A 19,733-nucleotide genomic window follows, 5' to 3' on the forward strand; every position below is an offset into this window, starting at 1 on the left:
TTTTAGGTGGAACGTATAACACAAACGCGGGCCGTATCAGTGTTGAAAGTGTGGCCCACCTAAACAACATTGATCAAAGATTAATATAGGTTTGGAGTACAAGTGAGTGACACAACAATGCCCCTATGAAAAGTTACTGCTGAAAACCCTGATATAATTAGACTTAAATTTTTTAAAAAAGCGAGGGATTGAATGGAATGCACCACAATAAAGGCTGTCAATTTGAGTTATGCATTAGGAAAAGTGTTTCGTTATTGGTGCGCCTTACCTTTGCAACTATGAACCAGGAAAATGAATTGCTGCGTGACGAAAGCGGCGAAGAACTATACGAGACCCGCGTAATAAAAACCGACAAAGGACAGGAACCAATAAGAATTGATAAGTTTTTGATGAACAGGATTGAGGGGGCGACAAGAAATAAAATTCAACAAGCACTTGAGGCCGGACTTATAACAGTTAATGGACACCAGGTAAAAGCGAATTATAAGGTAAAAGCATTTGAAGAACTCATCATTTATTCTACAGATCATCCAGAATCAACAGATGTTGTTCCGGAGCCAATGGACATAAACATTGTGTATGAGGATGATGCAGTAATGATTATAAACAAGCCAGCCGGAATGGTGGTACACCCTGGGAGCGGAAACTATACGGGCACATTGCTGAACGGGATGGCCTACTATCTGAAGCAACAGAATCCGGGGGTTGACGAAAATTCGCTTCCAAGATATGGTCTTGTACATAGAATTGATAAGAATACAAGTGGCTTGCTTATAATGGCTAAAACAGCACAGGCAGCAGCGCACCTGGCAAAACAGTTCTTTCACCATACGATACAGCGAAAATATATAGCGCTGGTTTGGGGTGACTTTGACGAAGAAGAAGGTACAGTTGTCGCCCACGTAGGACGAAACCAACGTTTTCGTAAGCTGTTTGAAGCTTACCCCGAAGGAGAACACGGCAAAGAAGCTACTACACACTACCGGGTTTTAGAACGGTTTAATTATGTAACAAAAATAGAGTGTGTACTTGAAACAGGTCGTACACACCAGATAAGAGTACACATGAAACACATTGGGCACACCTTATTTGCTGACAGCACCTATGGTGGAGATAAGATTTTGAAAGGAACTGTTTTTACGAAGTACAAGCAGTTTGTGGACAATTGTTTTGAAATCTGTCATCGCCAGGCGCTTCATGCTTTTACCCTTGGCTTTAAACACCCGGTAACAAATGAAGACATGTTTTTTGAAGCTCCCCTTGCTGATGATATAGAACAGGTAATTGAAAAATGGCGGAAATATGTAAAAGGACGTACCGAATAAAATGCCTTCTTCTTTCCACAATGAAAAACCTTCTTTTTGTCCTCTTTTTCTTTCTACTAATTTTTACTAATAAATTATCGGGACAGTCGTATTTTTTAGATCAGGGTTTTACAAGTGGGGCTACCGTAACAACTTGTAGCGGAAAGTTTTTCGACTCCGACCCTGGCGGTAATTATAACCCAAACGAAAACTATACTGTTACTTTTTGCTCCGGAACCAGCAATAAAATAATACAGGTGTCTTTTACTTCAATAAGTATTGCTGCCGGAGACACCTTATTTTCTTATGATGGTAACAGCATCGACGCTACCGTTATTGATACATTCACAAATAGTATTCAAAATTCTCTTTCCTATACCCCATCGCTTTCCAACACAAGTGGTTGTATAACTTTCAGGTTTGTATCAAACGGTTCTGAAGAAAGAAGCGGATGGGAAGCAGTCGTCAGGTGCATATTTCCTTGTAAACAAATGATCTCCGGAAACACTTTTTCGTTGCCGGCCAAAGACCCTGCCGGGTATACAAATATTTGTTTTGGTGATTCCGTTAGCTTTTCGGTAGAAACAAAATTTGCTGATAATAATATTGTTTATCACCAGGATGACCGCACCTCAATCTTTCATTGGGTCTTTGGCGATGGAAAGGATACTACCGGAACGAACTTGCGTTCCGTAAAACATTCATATACTTCTGCCGGGGGATATTATGCAAGGTTAACAATAACAGATTCTAACGGATGTACCAATAACCAGCCTATACGAATGCCGGTAAGAACAAGCCTAAAGCCGGTATTCAACATATTGCCTCCACCTTACATCTGTTTATTAGATACTGCTATCCTAAAACCTGCAGCTTTAATTAATGGCCAGGCAACAGTGACTACTTCGGGCGGCTCATTTGTAACCTTACCAGTTTCCGGCGACTCTGTTTTCCTGCCTGATAACCCCCCGCAGTGTTTTACCAGTAGTATTGTAATTGAGCAATTTGCTCCTAACCAAACCCTTCAAAATTTAAATGACCTTCAGGGCATTTATATGAATATGGAGCATTCTTACCTTGGCGATATAACCATTTCGATTGAGGCACCTAATGGAGCAAAAGTATTTTTAAAAACCACAGTAGAGGGCAGTGCAAACGATGGAACTTTTTTGGGTGAGCCGGTAGATGAGTCTTTATGGGGAGATCCAACTGATAACAACTTTGCCAAGGTGAGGGGGAAAGGTTTCGAATATTTTTTCAACAATGCTCCCCAGCACGCAACTATGTGGGATGAGGCAAGCAAGCACAGCTATAGCTATACTGATAATGCAGGCCAAATAATAACCAATCATTATTACTTGCCAGCGGGCAGTTATAAATCAGAAGAGTCGATGCTTTCGCTAATAGGCACTCCACTTAATGGTAAATGGACAATTGAAATCTGCGACAAACAAGCCATAGACAATGGCTTTGTCTTCAACTGGAGGGTCGAGTTCAAAAAATCAATCCTCCCTAATGCCGAAACTTACACTGTTCCTGCCGTTAGTCAGGTGTGGGTAGGTGCTCCTGGTTTAGTTTCACTATACCATACAACTGCATTAATTTCTCCCCCGACTTCCGGCACATTCCCTTACACCTATCATGTTAATGATGCATTCGGTTGCACATACGATACTACTATCAAACTTATTGTAAACCCTATTCCCGCTAAGCCAAATCTCGGTGCTGACACAAACATTTGTACTGGTGGCAGTTTAATACTTACTGCCGCTAATTTCGAAACAGGTAATAACTACCATTGGAGCACCAGTCAAAAAGGCATATCAAATATTACCATTAACCAACCCGGTGCTTATTGGCTGGAAGCATCAAATTCTAAGGGTTGTAAAAACAAGGACACAGTGGTCGTAATGCGAGTAGACCCGTTTACCGTTAACCTCGGTTCCGACACGCTATTGTGCGGCTTGCGGGCAAACACCCTAATACCAAAAGCCTCCACAAATATTACCGGGTGGAAATGGAGTACGGGCGATACTACGTCAACTTATGCCACTTCAACTACCGGCCAGTATTGGGTTGAGGGGAAAGACGTAAAAGGTTGCCGGGTAAGAGATACAATAGAGGTTTCAAACAATCCTGTCACTTTTTTTGAATTACCAAACGATACTTCCTTTTGCGAAGGATCTGGGTATATGCTAACTCTTAACCCAAATCCCGGTACTGCAATTACCTGGAACGATAGTACAACAAGCTACTCTCGTCTCATAAGCAAGTCAGGCACATATAGCCTTACTGCTGATTACAAAGGATGCACCCATAAAACAGATGTGACGGTAGCAGTTCGGCCCTTACCTGTTTTTAATCTTGGCAGAGACACCACTATTTGTAATGGTTTCAATTTATTATTAAAAGCCACTTACCCCGGTGCCTCCGTTAGGTGGAGTACAGGTGCCCGGGATTCCGCTTATACCGCTACCCAAAGCGGAATGTACTGGGCCAAAGCAACCGCCAATGAATGTGTTTACAGCGATAGTATCACCGTGACATACAAGTTGTGCGCCTGCGACATTAAAATGCCCAATGCCTTTTCTCCTAATGGTGATGGAATTAATGACGTTTACAGACCGACAATAAAATGTTTTCCTCGTAATTATCACTTGTCAATCTTTAATAGAGATGGGCAAATTGTTTTTAATACGAAGAATTACCAGCACTTTTGGGATGGCAGATTTAATGGAGCTGATCTGCCCGTAGCCACGTATTACTATACGCTTACACTCTTTAACCAGGATCTTATGGAAAATGAAAAAAAGTCAGGGAGTATTACATTATTAAGATAAAAGGTAAATATCACAACAAACTACTCGTCGAATTTTTGTTGGTACCAGCATAAGTTTTTCAAATGTTCATCGTTGCGTCGCAATACTTTTATCAGCAAACCAATGTGCAGCTTTTTTCCTCCACACATCATCCTTAGCAAATTGTATTACCAAAATCGCTCAATCTAGCTATCCACATTTTTGATATCACTTTGCTCACTTGGCATACATCATTTTATAATCCAGTTTTAATTTGCCTTTGCTTATGTCATTTAACTTGCCTTGCAACATCTTTTTTCGTAAAGGCTTAAGGTAATCTATAAATAATTTTCCTTCGGTATGGTCATACTCATGCTGAATAATACGGGCCGTTATTCCAACAAATTTTTCAGTGTGCAGCTTAAAATTTTCATCTGCATATTCTAAAACAACTTCTTCAGGCCGCATAATATCTTCCCGTATTTTCGGAATGCTCAGGCAACCCTCATTATAACTCCAATCGTTGCCATCAAACTCTTTTATATGCGCATTGATGAAAACTCGTTTTACCCCCGGCTCGTCAGGATACTTACCCTTATCTTCTTCGTCCTGGTTTTCAAAAATTTGCTTGCTGTCAATTACAAACAACCGGATGCCCTTATTTATCTGCGGTGCAGCCAATCCCACACCATTGCTTGCATACATTGTTTCCCACATATCGTCAAGTAGTTTGGGCAAACCATCGTAATCAGGAGTAATATCAGCGCAAACTTTACGTAAAACCGGCGCGCCGTAAGCTACTATTGGCAGTATCATGAAATAATATCAATTAGTTATAAAACGCAAAACTACCTTTAAACAAGGCAAACAACAAAAGGAAGGTTATCCATTATTAAGATATTCCTGCAGCATTATTGTTGCCGCTATCTCATCAACCAGATTCTTATTCTGCCTGTTTTTCTTTTTCATTCCACTTTCCACCATGCTTCGAACAGCCATTTTGGAAGTAAACCGCTCGTCCACTTTTACAATAGGCATGTTCGGAAATACCTTTTTAAACCGATTAATAAACGCCTGTACCAGTGGAGTAGCATGCGTATCGCTGTCGTCCCAATTTGTAGGATGACCAATAATTACCTTTTCTACTTCCTCTTTTTTAAAGTATTCAATTAAAAAGGTTTCAAGGTCTTTGGTATGAATGCCTGTAAGACCACTTGCAATGATTTGTAAAGGGTCAGTAACGGCAATTCCGGTTCTTTTAGAACCGTAGTCGATTGAGAGTATCCTGGGCAAAAAGATAAATTGAATTAGGATTTAATAATAGGAATTGATGGTTTAAAACCCCTCATTTGAAAAAGATATCTGCTAAAACAAAACATGCAAATACTACACTTGCTATTCCGTTTGCAGTCATAAAAGCTAGGTTTACTCTTCTTAAATCATCTGGTTTTACTATTGAGTGCTGGTAAATCAGCATTCCGGCAAATACAGCTACACCCGTCCAATACAATAAACCAAAAGCGGCTATAAATCCTGCAGTAATAACTAATCCGGCACTTAATACGTGTAAAAGTTCAGAAACCCTAAGTGCTTTTTGCTTACCTAATACAGAAGGAATTGAATATAGATTTTGAGAAAGATCAAAGTCAACGTCTTGAAGAGCGTAAATGATGTCGAAGCCGCTTACCCAAAAAAGTACGGCAAATGAAAAGAGAACCGGCAAAACATCAAATCTTCCTGTAACGGCAAGATAAGCACCTATGGGAGCAAGTGACAAACCTAAACCAAGCACCAAATGACAAAGCGCGGTAAACCGTTTGGTATAACTATAAAAAAGGATAACAAATAAAGCAACAGGACTTAGGAAAAAACAAATTTTATTAATAAACCAGGTGGCTACAATAAAAATGAGGCAGTTAACCACCACAAAAATCAAGGCACTATTGGCAGATATAATTCCCGCAGGAATTTCTCTGATAGCTGTACGAGGGTTTTTTGCATCAAAATTCTTGTCCAGGTACCGGTTAAAGGCCATAGCAGCACTTCGGGCAGTAACCATGCAAAGAATAACAAGGATAAATTTTATATATGGACTTTCAGCATTTAAGGATAGGAAACTTAGCTCCTTATATCCTTCTAAACCTCCGATAGGCGAATAACAGCCGAGAAAAAATCCGATCATTGCAAAGGGCATTGCAAAAATTGTATGGGAAAACTTTACAAGAGAGAGGTAATTTTTTACAGCAGACATTTTTATGATTATTAGATATTCTCTCTACAAAAATACTGAATGAATGAGCATTGGCGGGACAAAGAAGAAGGCCAATGGAAAAATTAACTCTAAGAGCGGTTCCCTTCATATTTAGTGGAATACTACCGCCAGTTCAAATGTTGCCATTCGCATTCAACTATTTAAGATTGCTGGCCTCGTTGATCATTGTAGTAGTATGCGTTTCACTGCCTGCTGCAGAAAACAGCAATACCGCCAAAAAATGTTGCAGTGAAAAGAACAACTGAAGGTGAAAAAATTCATGCGCAAAATGTTTCAGAAGTTTGTGATAGAAATTTTAAATGAGAAGGTGCTAATGAAATAATGTTCCTTTATTCATCGGCGCACTAAAAATACCTCAACCGTTATGACTGCCTGTCTGAACAAAACTTTCCTTATAATTTCTATTCTTGCTATCAACAATTCCATTTGGGCACAGGATAGTATAGATGTTTTTCTAAATGCTCAAATGCAGAAAAGAAAAATACCAGGCTTGCAACTTGCTATAGTTAAAGAAGGGAAGATTGTTAAAACCGCTCATTATGGATTGGCAAGTGTGCAGGACTCGATTGCTGTAACCGATAATACGTTGTTTACAATCAATTCAATTACCAAGGCATTTATTGGTGTAGCGATAATGCAATTAGTGGAGCAAGGGATACTACACCTTTCATCACCCATCTCAACCTTGCTTAGCGACTTGCCTACTGCATGGAAAGCGGTTACCATACAACAATTGTTATCCCACACTTCGGGCATCCCCGACATAGTAGATGAAGAGGAGGCTGTTCTAATAGCAGCAACTTTAGAGGACGCCTGGAACAGGGTGTTGGCCTCACCGATGGATTTTAAACCTGGAGAAAAGTTCAGCTATAACCAAACCAATTACCTTTTACTCGGGCGCATTATTGATACAGTGAGTGAAATGCCTTTTACCCGTTTTATTATAGAAAAGCAGTTGCAAAAAGTTGCGATGCCCCATACAATACGAGCGGGTTTCGGTGCAGAAAAGGATGTAATATCAGGGGCGGCGCGGTCTTACCGCTATTCGCAAGGAAAACTTGCTAATTTGTACTTTTCATTTCCTCCTCCGTTGCAAACTGCGGCGGGCATGAGTTCAACAGCAACAGAAATAGCCACGTGGATAATAGCTTTGCAAAGCAACATGTTTTTAAATAAGACCAGTTTAAGTTCTCTATGGACTCCTGCTTTATTAAGCAATGGGAAAACAGGTGGGTTTAGTAGTGTATTGAATGGCTATGCCGCCGGGTGGCCTGTTGTTTCAAGAACTGAACATCCTGCGGTTGCACCTGTTGGTGGAGGACGCTCTGCAGTTTTTGTTTATCCTGATGATAACCTTTCCGTTATTGTACTCACCAATCTTTCCGGTGGCTCACCAGATATGTTTATTGATGAAATTGCCGGATACTATATAGCCGATATGAAAGAATCAAATGGGTTTGGGCTTTCAGCATCAGTTAAATTCATCAGAAGCCGGTTAGAGAAATTTGGATATAAAAATGTGGTCGAACAAGTAAAACGTATCAAGACAACAAATGCCTTTAATCTAACAGAAAAAGAAGTAAATGACTGGGGATATAGACTGATTAGTCAAAATAGGCTAACTGATGGACTTGAAATCTTCAAGCTAAATGTTTACTTATATCCTGCAAGCGCAAATGCGTTTGATAGCCTTGCAGAAACTTATGCAGAATTGGGAGACAATAAACTATCAATTGTTAACTACGAACAATCGTTGAAGCTAGATCGGAGTAATGATAATGCTTTTAAACAAATTAAGAAACTGAAAGCAGTGAAGTAAAAGCTTAGACTACCCCAACAGGTAACTCTCCCATACGTCCGTTTAATTATGAGCAACAAACAAAATCGAATGGCGTGTTCCTGCTACGAAACTATCCTGGGTTATGCGCAAAATTATTTCATGAAGAAACAAGGCCGGAGTACCAGGCGAGTTGTTTGCAAGTAAGTAACACTTTAATGTGGTCGTTTGTAACACTCGTCGTAAAGTAGAACGGTTTATTGATGGTATAGGAGAAGAGTTGTTGCGGCTCTTGTTTCAGGAATAATAAAAGTAAAAAAAAGGGTTGCGCAAATGAAATACCTCCACGCAATTCGGCATTAATCATTAATTTATTTCATTTGGCAATAGTTACACAACTGTTTTTCTACTTACAGCCATTTGTTCTTTTTAAAAAACCATAGAAATATTAGTGATGAAAGCAGCATTAGGCTAATAGAAAGTGGATAACCGAGATGCCAGGTAAGTTCGGGCATAAACTTGAAGTTCATTCCATATATACTTGCAATTAATGTAGGAGGCATGAAGACTACTGTAACAACTGTAAAAATTTTGATTACCTTATTTTGTTCAATGTTCACCAATCCTAAAAATGTATTCTGGAGATATTCAAGTCTTTCGAAACAGAACTGAGTATGTTGAAGAATAGAACCTATATCTTTAATTACGATCCTTAGTCTGCTTTTTTCCTCTTCAGCAATATTCTTGCTCTTGTTAAGCGACGAAACTAAACGCTGCTTATCAACTATACTTTCTCTTGCAAGAATTGTGTTTTCCTGCAGTTTCGCAATTCGAATTAAAATATCTTCTTTTAAAGATTTTTCTTTGGTTAATTCTCTGCTAATCTCGGTAGTCAGCTTAGTGACATACTCAATGAAATCAGCATCAAGGTCTATCTGGCTTTCGAGAATGGTTAACAGAACCTGTATACCACTGACGGCAGCAGAAGCTTTAAATGCTCTTAACTTTTTAACTGTCCATGCAAACGATTTCAAGTCTGCATCGCGTAGTGTAAACAAAATACCTTTCCTTAAAATAAATGAAACCTGGTCCGTTGTGTAAGATTTATTTTCGTAAACAATGAAAGCATTATTAGCTTCAATATTGTCCTCGTCTTCAAAATATCTTGAACTGCTTTCAATTTCTGCGGCTTCCTGTGGTGTAAATAATTCAATCTCAAATTTACGTTCTACTAATCTTTTTTCTTCCTGGGAAGAGGATTGCAAGTCGAGCCAAACTATTTTTTCGCAACCAACAGGAGATAGAGAAACAGGGTTTTTCTCCCATGTCAATCCACCTTCCTTTTGCATATAAAAAAGTCTAATCATAACTGTAAAGAAATAGTATTAAGGCCTCATAGCAATAGATTTAATAGATTATCTGGCCACACAACAATACTTAGCAGAATGAGTAAACTAACACAGCGGAGAGGGTACCTGGAATGGAAAGACGTCATTACCGTGGTGTGATGCCGCCTAGCGTTAATGAGAAACCTTCATTTGAAATAACAAAGGTAGAAGTGGTTGTTAAAAGGCAAACTTCCCGCATGCCGCTCAACGCCCTGAGTGGATTAGTATTTATTTTCCTCAATAAAAAGCATAACCAGGTAAAACTGTCATTGTGGGAAAGCAACGTTTTGCCTGTATTATAAAAGGCTTCAAAAAGACACCTGATGAATTACCCGTTGTTGATCATCAGAAAGAGCTTATCGGCCACAACTGCCACTCATATTACAAGGCATCTCACTAAAGCGTGTTCGAAGGCGTAAACGTTATCAACATGCATGAGCTAAAAGTGGATGGTGTGGTTATTTAATTAAGTACGTAATCGATCTTTGAGGTGTTACTTTTAGAAGTATAACTTTGTATTAATAAGGTTGGTTAGTGAACCCCATTAAGAGCGGCAAATACACCTACCTGGCAATTATCGATCTTACCGGCAGAACCATTGTATTACCGTGCAACACCTTTGCTTTTTTTGCCCTTTTTAGCGAAGCCACTTTTCTGAATGATAAGTTGTAGGTCATCCTGCCATCCTATCTGTTTAACCAGGTTTACAAAACTGAACGGTAAATATGCCATCTGCCCCCTGTGAATGCTCCGCATTTTTAAGTAGCTAACCACCTTCAATTTTATCTTTCTTTTCCATTTTCTCATCGGCGTCTGGCTTCAATATTGATTAAGATGTTTATATGAGAAACATGCTTTTATCACTTTTCACCTGCTTGCTGCTGGCGGTTGCCGTACAGGCACAACAGGCGAAAGGTCAGCTGGATATACAACTCAACAAAAACATTTTACAACCCGGCGATTCTTTAATTATAAGGGTGGATTACAAAGATGGGGGTGGCCAAATATTAAACCAATCAGCAGCTACGCTTGAGCTGTTGGTTGAAAACGAACAAGGGCTACGTACCCGTCTCCGCTGGCCTGTGATGAACGGACAAGCTTCTGGTGCATTATACTTACCCGATTCGCTGCCCCATGGCAAATACACGTTGCTTGCAGGTTTGCAGCAACGCTTTTTTGAGGTGATAGGCAAAATACAGGAGGCTAAAAACATTGGCAGTATACAAGCCATGCTCCTGACCAAGGCCGGCGACTGGGCCGAGCAGGAAGTACCGGTGGCACCGGACGGCACCTTTGCCATCCGTAACTGGCTTTTTGAAGACGATGCATTGATGGCTTTTTCGGCAACAAAAAACAATAACCAGCCGCTGAATATCCGCATCAGTACCCAACTCGATTCAAGCTATGCACCCTTAGCCGTGGCGGGTCGCGCATTTTACATAGGTAACCCGCTATCAGCGGTGCGGCAAACCCTCACCCAGCCTGTTGAAACATCGCAGTCAGCTTTTGCAGACCAGGGTACAATATTGCCGGCAGTGCTGGTACGGACTACCGCTAAAGGTCCGGCTGAGCAGTTTAACGAAGAACATGCTAGCGGCTTGTTCCGGTCGGGTAACGAGCGGCTGCTTAGCATTATGACCGACGCCAGTGCGCTTAGTGCTCCTAATATTTTCTTCTACCTGCAAGGCAGGGTTGCGGGTTTGCAGATAGCACAGGGCGGCTTTAACGGGGGCATGGCCAGGTGGCGGGGCCGCCCGGTGACGTTTTTCGTGGATGAAGTAAGGGTTTCCGGTCAACAGGTTGCCAACATACCCATGACAGACATCGCAATCGTAAAAGCATTTCCCCCACCTTTCTTTGGCGCTCCCGGGGGCGGTGGCGCCATCGCTATATATACCCGCCGGGGTGGCGAGGCCAATTACCTGCCTGCCAACAGACAGGTGTTTAAAGTGAGGGGCTACACGCCCGCTGCCGCGGCGCTACACATGAACAAGCTAAGCTTGTAAGTTATTCGGGTACTTCAGAGTGAACTTCTTTATTGCACCTTGGTCATTTTTGATTATTAAGAATATTGACCTTCCCTGTATCGCTTTCAAACAAAGGCCCGTAATTGTTGCGCGGGCCATAATGCTAGTACAGAGGTATACGAATGGTACATCGAAAATTTTTTTAACGGTCTTATAATTTGCCTTCCGATTGTAGCCTGTAGTCTTTTTAGCAACGAGGTTGAACTGAATAGTTCTTCATTTGGAACCAATACACGCGACAACCGCGGCTTTACACAATAGTGGCTGAAACAGTGATTTTAAACGAGATATCTTCAGTAAGCTTTTAGCCTGTAGCAACCCGACGTGAGGGCAGGAAGTATTTACAGAAGTAGAAACTTGTATTTTCAGTGGAATAAATCCTTCATCTTTTACCGGCAACTGCGAATCCCTTAAACATAAATACCAATAATGAAAAACATGATAAGTGATTTATGTTGCCCGCAGTAAGCTTTTTGAGTAAGACCACTTTGCTGCCGGTTCCTAATCATACCGAACATTTGATCCCGAATCTGAACATCCCTTCGCATAAAATTTTGCCTGGCAAAATAACAGCAGGTTAAAGGGAGGAACAATATGTATTTAGTGGAACGCTTGCACGGCAACAGCCAAAACAAGGCTAAACAGTACAAGAGTGCGACGCAACGATGATGGATATAGATATAGTGCTGACTAACAAAAGAAACTCATCAAATAATTACAGGGTGTCTGGTGTAACCTTTTTTAATTTGCAAAGAAAACCTTATTCCTTCCGCTCAATTTACCAGAAGTACTAATATTACACCTCAAAATTTTTAAATGGCCGTCACCCGAATTGATATCGAAACTTTTTTGTCTTTAGGTTTTCAACATCCTGTTATTGATGTAAGGTCAGAGGGGGAATTTGCTCAGGCGCATATTCCAGGTGCGGTATCGATGCCATTGTTTAATAACGATGAAAGAAAAGTTGTGGGCACAGCTTACAAACAACAAAGCAAACAACAAGCAATTAAAATAGGCCTTGGCCTATTTGGTAAAAAGATGGTGGAAATGGTTGAATTCGTTGAAGGATTACTTGGCGATAATAATAAGGGATCATCATCCCGAACAGTAGTTGTTCATTGCTGGAGGGGTGGTATGCGAAGCGGCGGCGTTAGTTGGTTGCTTGATTTGTACGGTTTTAAAGTATATACAATTATAGGTGGTTACAAAGCTTACAGACTTTGGGGTCTTCAACAGCTCGGAAAAGACTACCGGGTTAACATTCTTGGTGGTTATACGGGAAGCGGCAAGACACCCGCTTTGCAGGAATTAAAAAAGCACGGCGAGATAATCATAGACCTTGAAGAGCTTGCAAAACACAAAGGTTCAGCTTTTGGCAGTATTGGGATGCCTAAGCAACCGAGCCAGGAAATGTTTGAGAATTTGTTTGCACTCGAGCTTCACCAGGCAGATGACAGGTGTAAGATGACAGTTGACAGAAAGAATGCGGATGGCGGATCGACAACAGAATTGCCGCCTTCTATCTGGCTTGAGGATGAAAGTCAAAGAATTGGTTTGGTAAATATTCCGGCACTTTTTTTTAAAATGATGAGAAATAAGCCCATTTATTTTTTAGATATCCCGTTTGAAGAGAGATTGAAACATATTGTGACAGGTTATGGAAAAGGTGATAAACAAGAGATTGCAAGTGCAATCATAAGAATTCAAAAAAGACTGGGTGGCCTTGAAACAAAGACGGCCATTAATTATTTAATAGAAGATAACCTTATTGAAAGTTTTAGAATTCTTTTAAAATATTACGATAAGCAATACCTGAAGGGATTGCAAAGCCGCGAAAATTTAAACGACCTCTTATGTAAGGTTAAATGTGAAACAGTAGACGCGGTAAAAAATGCAAAGCTTATTTTTGCGCAAGAAACAGAAAAAGTAGATGTCTGAAAATATAAAACTCACTCAATACTCTCACGGCGGAGGTTGTGGTTGTAAAATAGCCCCCAGTGTTTTAGCGGAAATACTAAACAGTCAGTTTGCTTTCCCTGACAACAAAAATTTGTTGGTTGGTAACCATAGTAAAGATGATGCTGCCGTTTATGATCTCGGCAACGGTACCGCAGTTATTAGTACTACCGACTTTTTTATGCCAATTGTAAACGATCCGTTTGACTTTGGCCGGATTGCCTCTGCTAACGCAATTAGTGACGTGTATGCAATGGGTGGTAAACCTATTATGGCAATTGCAATATTAGGATGGCCGATAGATAAATTACCTGCCTCGGTTGCACAAAAGGTTTTGGAAGGTAGTCGTTCAATTTGTGCTGAAGCAGGAATACCCCTGGCAGGAGGGCACAGTATAGATGCCCCGGAACCTATATTTGGTTTAGCTGTTACAGGAATGGTGAATATTGAAAACCTGAAGCAAAACAATACTGCTAAAGAAGGAGACCTGCTATTTATTACAAAAAGACTGGGTGTAGGCATTGTGTCAACAGCTCAAAAAAGAGAGCTGATTACTGAGGAACATTTTGCATCTCTTTTAAAGCAACTGACACAATTAAATAGCCTGGGCGAGAAATTTGGTAAAATAAAAGGGGTGAACGCCATGACGGATATTACGGGTTTTGGATTATTGGGACATTTAACTGAGATGGCAGAGGGAAGTGGACTAACGGCAGAAATAGTGTACGACAAACTACCAATTATAGATGGAGCAAAAGACTACCTGGCTAAAAAAGTGGTTCCTGGTGCAACCAACCGGAACTGGAACAGCATAAGTGACGGGGTGATCTTTGATGGCTCGATTGATCAACAGGAAGCCATTAACTTACTTGCTGATCCTCAAACTAACGGAGGATTATTGATATCGGTAAGCGCAGACTCAGTAAAGGAGGTTGAAACGCTACTAACAGAAAATGGATATGCAGCATTTAGTAAGCCGATAGGAAAAATGATAAAATCGTCAGAAAAGGTAATAATGGTGATGTAAGATTATTTAGACGCGGAAGTCCTGGACCTTTTGGAAGAAATTGTTACATAATTGCGGATATCGAAAGAACGCAGTTTTTGGTTGATGGTAAAGGGACCTGCTGCTAGTCTTTCATTACTAATATATCCATAACTGCCATTTCTAAATGTTATCCCTTCCGCTTGCCCCATACTTAGCGCGTCTGGCAGGTTTAGCTTTCTTTTGTTTCCATTAAAATAACTACCCCCGCTATAATCACTTAAAATTTGCATGAAATGTTTTCCCGGAGCTTTCGGAAAATATCCTATAAAAACTATTATTTGCTGCCCACGGGCTTTTCCGGCACCTGTTACTAAAAAATCGGTTGCAAGTGTTTCGACTGAGTCCGCTATGTAAGAACCGGCCGCCGTACTATTGATCACATAATGGGTTGTATTTACGTTGATCCAATTTTTACTAAATAAATGGATTTTCCCCCTATCGATAATCATTGCTTCACAATCATATTTTGTGTTATTTGTAGCTGAAACTTCGGGTAATAATTGATTGGAGTATCGAAAAGAGATGACTTCAATCTTTTCTTTGGGAATAGTTACAACGGGGTTGGTTACATATTCAGCTACATCATTAAGAGCGAATTTGTAGATTTTGAGATCTGTTCTTGCACCGTTTACATTGTTACCAAAATCGCCCACATAGAAATAGGTTCCATCAAAAGATATTTCTTCCCAATCTACATTAGTTGCGTCTTCTAAATTTACGGTTTGAAGCAAGGCGTCGGTCGCAGTATCAATTCTGTAAATAGCCGCTGCTCCTCCCCCATCGTTACAACTCCACAAATAATTGCCAACCATTTGTAACCCGCTGCTTTCGTTCAATAGTTTACTTATACTACGTACTTTTATAGGTGGAGCATATGTAGTGGTGTTATAAGTACAGGTACCGTTATTTTTGGAAGCAGCAGCATTGTAATTATTTGCCTTTAGATCAGTACAGCCGGTTTTCTGGGAATAAGAAGAAAGGGTGTTTATTACAAGAAAAAAGGCGATTGTAAAATGTATAACAAATTTCGATGCTATACTTTCATGCAAGAACTTCACTCGATTTTAAATTTAGCAGGTGGTAAACAGCCCTGACATTTTGAAATAAAGAACCCATTTAAAACAACGTCATTAACCGAACAACTGTTGGCTAATGACGTTGCATGAGATATAAAAATTCGAATATCTCGGATTTAAAAAATAGTCGTCTTTTTCTCTATCTCATCCGGATCGTCACCAATTTCTGTTTCAGTAAAAGGATCGTCGTCATCTTCATCGTCATCTTCTTCAGTATCAGGATCTGCCTGTCCCGGATCTTCACTTGGTAAGTGCTCGGGTTCAACTTCTGGTTTTTGTTTAGGATCTGTTTCGGGCTCTATCGCCTCTTTCACTAAATAAATTTGTTCGGAAAGCCCAGTTGTATTAGCAGGTTTAAACATGATAGTTAAATTTTTATGATTAACAATGAAAGACCACCACAAAGAAACTTAATAAAACTTAAAAGAAACAACTCACAATCCCGGGTGCTTCTTCGTTTAGGTCTTACTACTTTCTGTTGCCTATAAATAAATAATGCCACGGATTATTTGCCGTTATTCTTTTATAACAATTAACCATGTTATTAGCAAAACCTTCCTTTAAATCTTAAATAGAGGTTCGATAACAAACATGCATCAAACCTGGAAATGAACAATTACAAGCCCAAAAAAAATCTGCGCCCGTAACAACAGAACGCAGATTAGTAAATTTCGCAGATATTGGGTTGGGGGGCAGTATAGGATATTTTAAAATCAGTATAAGCTCTTTGCTTTACAAACACTTGGACCAGGAGTGGACAGGAAGGTTTAAAAAAGAACTTGCTTTTTTAAACTCCGGGGTTTAAAATACAGATGTATTAACAGTGCTATAACTGACAGTATCAAACCCATCGTAGCAACTCCTTTCCAATTGTAAATATGCCATGCCTGTGTTGCAAGTAATGTTCCGATGGAACCTCCTATGAAATAGGTAACCATGTATACTGTGTTCATTCGATTTCGTGCCTCGGGTCTAATCGAAAAAATAGATGCCTGGTTAGAAATATGAGCGGCTTGCACTCCCATGTCCATCAGTATTACACCGACAATCAATCCTGCCATGCTACTGGCCGAAAATCCAAAAATTATAAAGGAAATTATTACGATACCGATACTCATTGCTGTAAGCCAATGGCCATTTCCCCTGTCGCTTAACCTACCCATTTGTGATGCAGCCAAAGCACCAAAAGCGCCAACCAAGCCAAACGCACCGGCCACTTCACTTCCGGCACGAAATTGCGGCTGAGCAAGCAAGAACACCAGCGTGCTCCAAAATCCGGCAAAACCAGCGAAACACAAAGCGCCTCGTACAGCAGCAACTCTTAGTATTGGCTCTTCTTTAATTATGGAAATTAATGACGTCATTAGTTCCCTATAGTTTCCCTTGTATTCAGGGTACACTTCGGGCAAAAGAAAATAAAGCGCTATGGCCAGAATGACCATTAAAACCGCTGCAATCACAAACATTGCCCGCCAACCAAAGTGTGCACCTACATAACCACTTACTGTGCGCGACAACAAGATACCTATCAATAATCCACTCATTACAAAGCCAATCGTCTTACCTCTTTGCTCAGGGGCAGAAAGATGAGCAGCCATTGGTATAATTAATTGTGGAATGATAGAAAAAGCCCCAATAAGGAAACTGGCGAACATCAAAATATGTATTGAAGGGGCCCAGGCAGCCAACAACAAAGCAACAATATCAATCACAAATACTGTCATTATTAATTGCTTTCGCTTCAGCATGTCTCCTAATGGTACGCAAAAAAGCATCCCTGCAGCATACCCTATTTGGGTAAGCATAGCTAAGATTCCACCTTCTGCTTCAGTGACATTAAAGTCTTTTGAAATATCACCTAAAAGAGGTTGGTTATAGTAAATATTGGCTACGACTAAACCCGTTGCAATTGTCATTACCCACAAATGCAATTTGGTTAAACCTTGTTTTACATTATTTTCTTGATTCATTTGCTTCGGCAGGTTGTTACAGACAATTAGCTGCAACATTAATTCAATGAGTTTTGATTGCAAAAAATCGCAACGGGAATAAATCCAAATTAAGGGAATGATAAGTTGAAGCCCCGCCTTTCATCGTAGTAACCCCCATTCCCCAAATGAAAGAAACCATGCAATGGCATGGTTTTGCTAACTCAATAACTTTCATACTATAAATTTTATACTTATGTTTTACCATGTAAAAGACTTACAATTCAATGCGAGGGTATCAAAGCCTGATCCCGCATTTGCCACATTGTTACTGGAACAATTTGGTGGAGCCAATGGCGAGCTGGCTGCCGCACTTCGTTACTTTGTGCAGGCATTCGGGGCCAAAAATCCTTATCCTGACAAGTACGACCTGTTAATGGATATAGCCACCGAAGAGTTCAGCCATCTTGAAATAGTAGGTGCAACTATCCAAATGCTTTTGACCGGTGTAAACGGAGACTTGAAAAAAGCAGCAGAGACTTCTGAAATTATGCAGTTACTTGATGGAAAGGCTGCTAAAGAAAATATGATTCACCAGGCTATGGTAGCTCCTCAATTTTTTGTAGCAACAGGTGGAGGTCCGGCATATACAAACAGCCAGGGTGTACCCTGGACAGCAGCATACATTAATGGAGATGCACAAGGTGATCTTACATCTGACCTTCGCTCTGATATTGCCGCTGAAACACGCGCTAAAATGGTATACGAGTATCTTTTACAGTTCACCGACGATCCTTATGTGCAGGAGACCTTGCGCTTTCTGATGACAAGAGAGGTGGCACATTACCAAATGTTTGAAGCTGCCCTGGCAACCATTAAACCAAACTTTCCGATGGGAGTTTTGCAAGCCGACACCAGGTATAGTAATTTATACTTCAACATGTCTAGCGGTAACGCTATTCGCGGTCCATGGAACCAGGGAGAAAGTACGCAATTAGGCGAAACCTGGCAATACATTGAAGACCCCATAAAGCATGTTTTACAAACAAACAGTTTGCTTGATCAAACACCGACAGAAACAAGCAGCACTAAAGATGTAAATAACCAGCTTGAAATTGACCTGGGTAAAATGCGTAGCGATATTGTAAATGCTGCTGCACCGATTGGCCCACAACAGTGGAATAAACCTTTAGGTGATGATGACCTTGGAGTAAGCATGGACAAAGCGAACCTAGACAGATAATGATAGTGCAACAAATAGAACAAGGGTTAAGAGATATAATGGAGGGTGAAGAAAATAAAGCGGATCGTGTAGAAATAACCTTTTACACTGATCCGCTTTGTTGTTGGAGTTGGGCTTTTGAACCGCAGTGGCGAAAGCTTCAATATGAATTTCAGGACAAATTGGTATTGAGATATGTTATGACCGGCCTTTTACCAAGCTGGAAAAATTATAGCGATTCTGTTTATTCTGTAAGTCGCCCTCAACAAATGGGACCGGTTTGGATGGAAGCTTGCGAAACTTCGGGCATGCCGATTAATAGTAAAATTTGGGTTGAAGATCCTCCCGCCTCTTCTTACCCCGCGTGTATTGCAGTAAAATGCATACAACTACAATCGCAGGATGCATCGGTAAAATACCTCAGGCTACTTCGGGAGGCGGTAATGTTGCAAGGTAAAAACATAGCAAAACAAGATGTTCTTATACAAATTGCTAAAAAGATTGCGACTGATTTTCCGGGTGTAATAAACCTGGCGCAGTTTGCCAACGACCTGACTAGCGACAGCGGCGTGGAGGCATTTCGTCCGGATTGGCAGGAAGCGCAAAGCCGAAATATTACCCGCAGCCCCACATTAATTATGAGGTCTCGAAGCAAACCGGCAATAATGCTGACCGGCTATCGTCCTTACCCGGTTTTATTGGAGGCGCTTAAACAGGTATCTCCGGCCATAGTGCCAACACTCAATCCCCTTGAAGTGGAAAGCTACAAGCGTTTCTGGGGCGATTTGCAGCAAAGGGAGGTAGAGGAAATATTATAAATACAGCAATCACTGTTAATATGAGAGATACCGTTTGTACAACCCTTTTAGGGCCAAACACATGGCTTATAGAGGTTATGTCGCGATCCATTTTGTTTCTTCAAACGTCCGCTGAAAAA

Annotated in this window: 17 protein-coding genes; 9 read left to right on the forward strand and 8 right to left on the reverse strand. The window is 40.6% G+C overall.

Features of this window, described 5'->3' with window-relative positions; all coding sequences use genetic code 11:
- Positions 1–278 precede the first annotated feature (278 nt).
- Positions 279–1,325 (forward strand): RluA family pseudouridine synthase, encoded by a 1,047-nt coding sequence (locus JWR87_RS11915; RefSeq protein WP_297820208.1) that lies wholly within the window; start codon positions 279–281, stop codon positions 1,323–1,325.
- Positions 1,326–1,345: 20 nt separating this feature from the next.
- Positions 1,346–4,144 carry a gliding motility-associated C-terminal domain-containing protein gene (locus tag JWR87_RS11920; protein ID WP_297820210.1) on the forward strand — a complete coding sequence of 933 codons (2,799 nt, stop codon included), beginning with the start codon at positions 1,346–1,348 and terminating at the stop codon, positions 4,142–4,144.
- Positions 4,145–4,339: 195 nt separating this feature from the next.
- Here the strand turns inward: JWR87_RS11920 and def are convergent, their stop codons facing one another.
- The 3 genes from def to JWR87_RS11935 form a co-directional block, all read right to left on the reverse strand.
- Complete coding sequence (gene def, locus JWR87_RS11925; protein ID WP_297820213.1) at positions 4,340–4,918, reverse strand: peptide deformylase; 579 nt, start codon at positions 4,916–4,918, stop codon at positions 4,340–4,342.
- A 66-nt stretch (positions 4,919–4,984) separates the two neighbouring features.
- Positions 4,985–5,395: a Holliday junction resolvase RuvX gene (gene ruvX, locus JWR87_RS11930; protein WP_297820216.1), complete on the reverse strand. Its 411-nt coding sequence runs from the start codon at positions 5,393–5,395 to the stop codon at positions 4,985–4,987.
- A 52-nt stretch (positions 5,396–5,447) separates the two neighbouring features.
- Complete coding sequence (locus JWR87_RS11935) at positions 5,448–6,353, reverse strand: UbiA-like polyprenyltransferase (RefSeq protein WP_297820219.1); 906 nt, start codon at positions 6,351–6,353, stop codon at positions 5,448–5,450.
- A 385-nt stretch (positions 6,354–6,738) separates the two neighbouring features.
- On the opposite strand from JWR87_RS11935, the gene JWR87_RS11940 reads away from it, so the two are divergent.
- On the forward strand, positions 6,739–8,193 hold the full coding sequence (locus JWR87_RS11940; protein ID WP_297820221.1) for a serine hydrolase domain-containing protein: 1,455 nt from the start codon (positions 6,739–6,741) through the stop codon (positions 8,191–8,193).
- 368 nt (positions 8,194–8,561) lie between these two features.
- Here JWR87_RS11940 and corA read toward each other — a convergent pair whose 3' ends face one another.
- Complete coding sequence (gene corA, locus JWR87_RS11945; protein WP_297820224.1) at positions 8,562–9,518, reverse strand: magnesium/cobalt transporter CorA; 957 nt, start codon at positions 9,516–9,518, stop codon at positions 8,562–8,564.
- Between the two features lie 113 nt (positions 9,519–9,631).
- On the opposite strand from corA, the gene JWR87_RS11950 reads away from it, so the two are divergent.
- Positions 9,632–9,841, forward strand: a complete 210-nt coding sequence (locus tag JWR87_RS11950; protein ID WP_297820227.1) for a hypothetical protein — start codon at positions 9,632–9,634, stop codon at positions 9,839–9,841.
- A 301-nt stretch (positions 9,842–10,142) separates the two neighbouring features.
- Here the strand turns inward: JWR87_RS11950 and JWR87_RS11955 are convergent, their stop codons facing one another.
- A complete protein-coding gene (locus JWR87_RS11955) occupies positions 10,143–10,346 on the reverse strand; it encodes a hypothetical protein (protein WP_297820467.1) in 204 nt (67 codons plus the stop codon).
- A 35-nt stretch (positions 10,347–10,381) separates the two neighbouring features.
- On the opposite strand from JWR87_RS11955, the gene JWR87_RS11960 reads away from it, so the two are divergent.
- The 3 genes from JWR87_RS11960 to selD all read left to right on the forward strand — a co-directional run bounded on the left by JWR87_RS11960 (position 10,382) and on the right by selD (position 14,549).
- On the forward strand, positions 10,382–11,545 hold the full coding sequence (locus JWR87_RS11960) for a hypothetical protein (RefSeq protein ID WP_297820230.1): 1,164 nt from the start codon (positions 10,382–10,384) through the stop codon (positions 11,543–11,545).
- Between the two features lie 837 nt (positions 11,546–12,382).
- Positions 12,383–13,504, forward strand: coding sequence for a tRNA 2-selenouridine(34) synthase MnmH (gene mnmH, locus JWR87_RS11965; protein ID WP_297820233.1), 1,122 nt, complete (start codon positions 12,383–12,385; stop codon positions 13,502–13,504).
- Positions 13,497–14,549, forward strand: a complete 1,053-nt coding sequence (selD, locus tag JWR87_RS11970) for a selenide, water dikinase SelD (RefSeq protein ID WP_297820236.1) — start codon at positions 13,497–13,499, stop codon at positions 14,547–14,549. Before mnmH ends, selD begins: the two co-directional genes overlap by 8 nt.
- Positions 14,550–14,551: 2 nt before the next feature.
- Here selD and JWR87_RS11975 read toward each other — a convergent pair whose 3' ends face one another.
- The 3 genes from JWR87_RS11975 to JWR87_RS11985 all read right to left on the reverse strand — a co-directional run bounded on the left by JWR87_RS11975 (position 14,552) and on the right by JWR87_RS11985 (position 17,616).
- A complete protein-coding gene (locus tag JWR87_RS11975) occupies positions 14,552–15,628 on the reverse strand; it encodes a hypothetical protein (protein ID WP_297820239.1) in 1,077 nt (358 codons plus the stop codon).
- 134 nt (positions 15,629–15,762) lie between these two features.
- Positions 15,763–16,008, reverse strand: coding sequence for a hypothetical protein (locus JWR87_RS11980; protein WP_297820241.1), 246 nt, complete (start codon positions 16,006–16,008; stop codon positions 15,763–15,765).
- Positions 16,009–16,413: 405 nt separating this feature from the next.
- Positions 16,414–17,616, reverse strand: a complete 1,203-nt coding sequence (locus JWR87_RS11985) for an MFS transporter (protein WP_297820245.1) — start codon at positions 17,614–17,616, stop codon at positions 16,414–16,416.
- Positions 17,617–17,830: 214 nt separating this feature from the next.
- On the opposite strand from JWR87_RS11985, the gene JWR87_RS11990 reads away from it, so the two are divergent.
- Together JWR87_RS11990 and JWR87_RS11995 are read left to right on the forward strand one after the other, a co-directional pair.
- Complete coding sequence (locus tag JWR87_RS11990) at positions 17,831–18,817, forward strand: manganese catalase family protein (protein ID WP_297820248.1); 987 nt, start codon at positions 17,831–17,833, stop codon at positions 18,815–18,817.
- Positions 18,817–19,614, forward strand: coding sequence for a DsbA family protein (locus JWR87_RS11995; protein ID WP_297820251.1), 798 nt, complete (start codon positions 18,817–18,819; stop codon positions 19,612–19,614). Before JWR87_RS11990 ends, JWR87_RS11995 begins: the two co-directional genes overlap by 1 nt.
- The last annotated feature ends 119 nt before the right edge of the window (positions 19,615–19,733 follow it).

This window comes from Segetibacter sp. (genome assembly GCF_025963695.1).
Taxonomy (GTDB): Bacteria; Bacteroidota; Bacteroidia; order Chitinophagales; family Chitinophagaceae; genus Segetibacter.

Excerpts from the sequence above, each read along its gene's own strand:
- JWR87_RS11915 (WP_297820208.1), top strand. The coding sequence starts at position 279 with ATGAACCAGGAAAATGAATTGCTGCGTGACGAAAGCGGCGAAGAACTA.
- mnmH (WP_297820233.1), top strand. The coding sequence starts at position 12,383 with ATGGCCGTCACCCGAATTGATATCGAAACTTTTTTGTCTTTAGGTTTT.
- JWR87_RS11985 (WP_297820245.1), bottom strand. The coding sequence starts at position 17,616 with ATGAATCAAGAAAATAATGTAAAACAAGGTTTAACCAAATTGCATTTG.
- JWR87_RS11990 (WP_297820248.1), top strand. The coding sequence starts at position 17,831 with ATGTTTTACCATGTAAAAGACTTACAATTCAATGCGAGGGTATCAAAG.
- selD (WP_297820236.1), top strand. The coding sequence starts at position 13,497 with ATGTCTGAAAATATAAAACTCACTCAATACTCTCACGGCGGAGGTTGT.
- JWR87_RS11980 (WP_297820241.1), bottom strand. The coding sequence starts at position 16,008 with ATGTTTAAACCTGCTAATACAACTGGGCTTTCCGAACAAATTTATTTA.
- JWR87_RS11995 (WP_297820251.1), top strand. The coding sequence starts at position 18,817 with ATGATAGTGCAACAAATAGAACAAGGGTTAAGAGATATAATGGAGGGT.
- JWR87_RS11955 (WP_297820467.1), bottom strand. The coding sequence starts at position 10,346 with ATGAGAAAATGGAAAAGAAAGATAAAATTGAAGGTGGTTAGCTACTTA.
- JWR87_RS11940 (WP_297820221.1), top strand. The coding sequence starts at position 6,739 with ATGACTGCCTGTCTGAACAAAACTTTCCTTATAATTTCTATTCTTGCT.
- JWR87_RS11935 (WP_297820219.1), bottom strand. The coding sequence starts at position 6,353 with ATGTCTGCTGTAAAAAATTACCTCTCTCTTGTAAAGTTTTCCCATACA.
- JWR87_RS11960 (WP_297820230.1), top strand. The coding sequence starts at position 10,382 with ATGAGAAACATGCTTTTATCACTTTTCACCTGCTTGCTGCTGGCGGTT.
- JWR87_RS11920 (WP_297820210.1), top strand. The coding sequence starts at position 1,346 with ATGAAAAACCTTCTTTTTGTCCTCTTTTTCTTTCTACTAATTTTTACT.
- JWR87_RS11950 (WP_297820227.1), top strand. The coding sequence starts at position 9,632 with ATGGAAAGACGTCATTACCGTGGTGTGATGCCGCCTAGCGTTAATGAG.
- corA (WP_297820224.1), bottom strand. The coding sequence starts at position 9,518 with ATGATTAGACTTTTTTATATGCAAAAGGAAGGTGGATTGACATGGGAG.
- def (WP_297820213.1), bottom strand. The coding sequence starts at position 4,918 with ATGATACTGCCAATAGTAGCTTACGGCGCGCCGGTTTTACGTAAAGTT.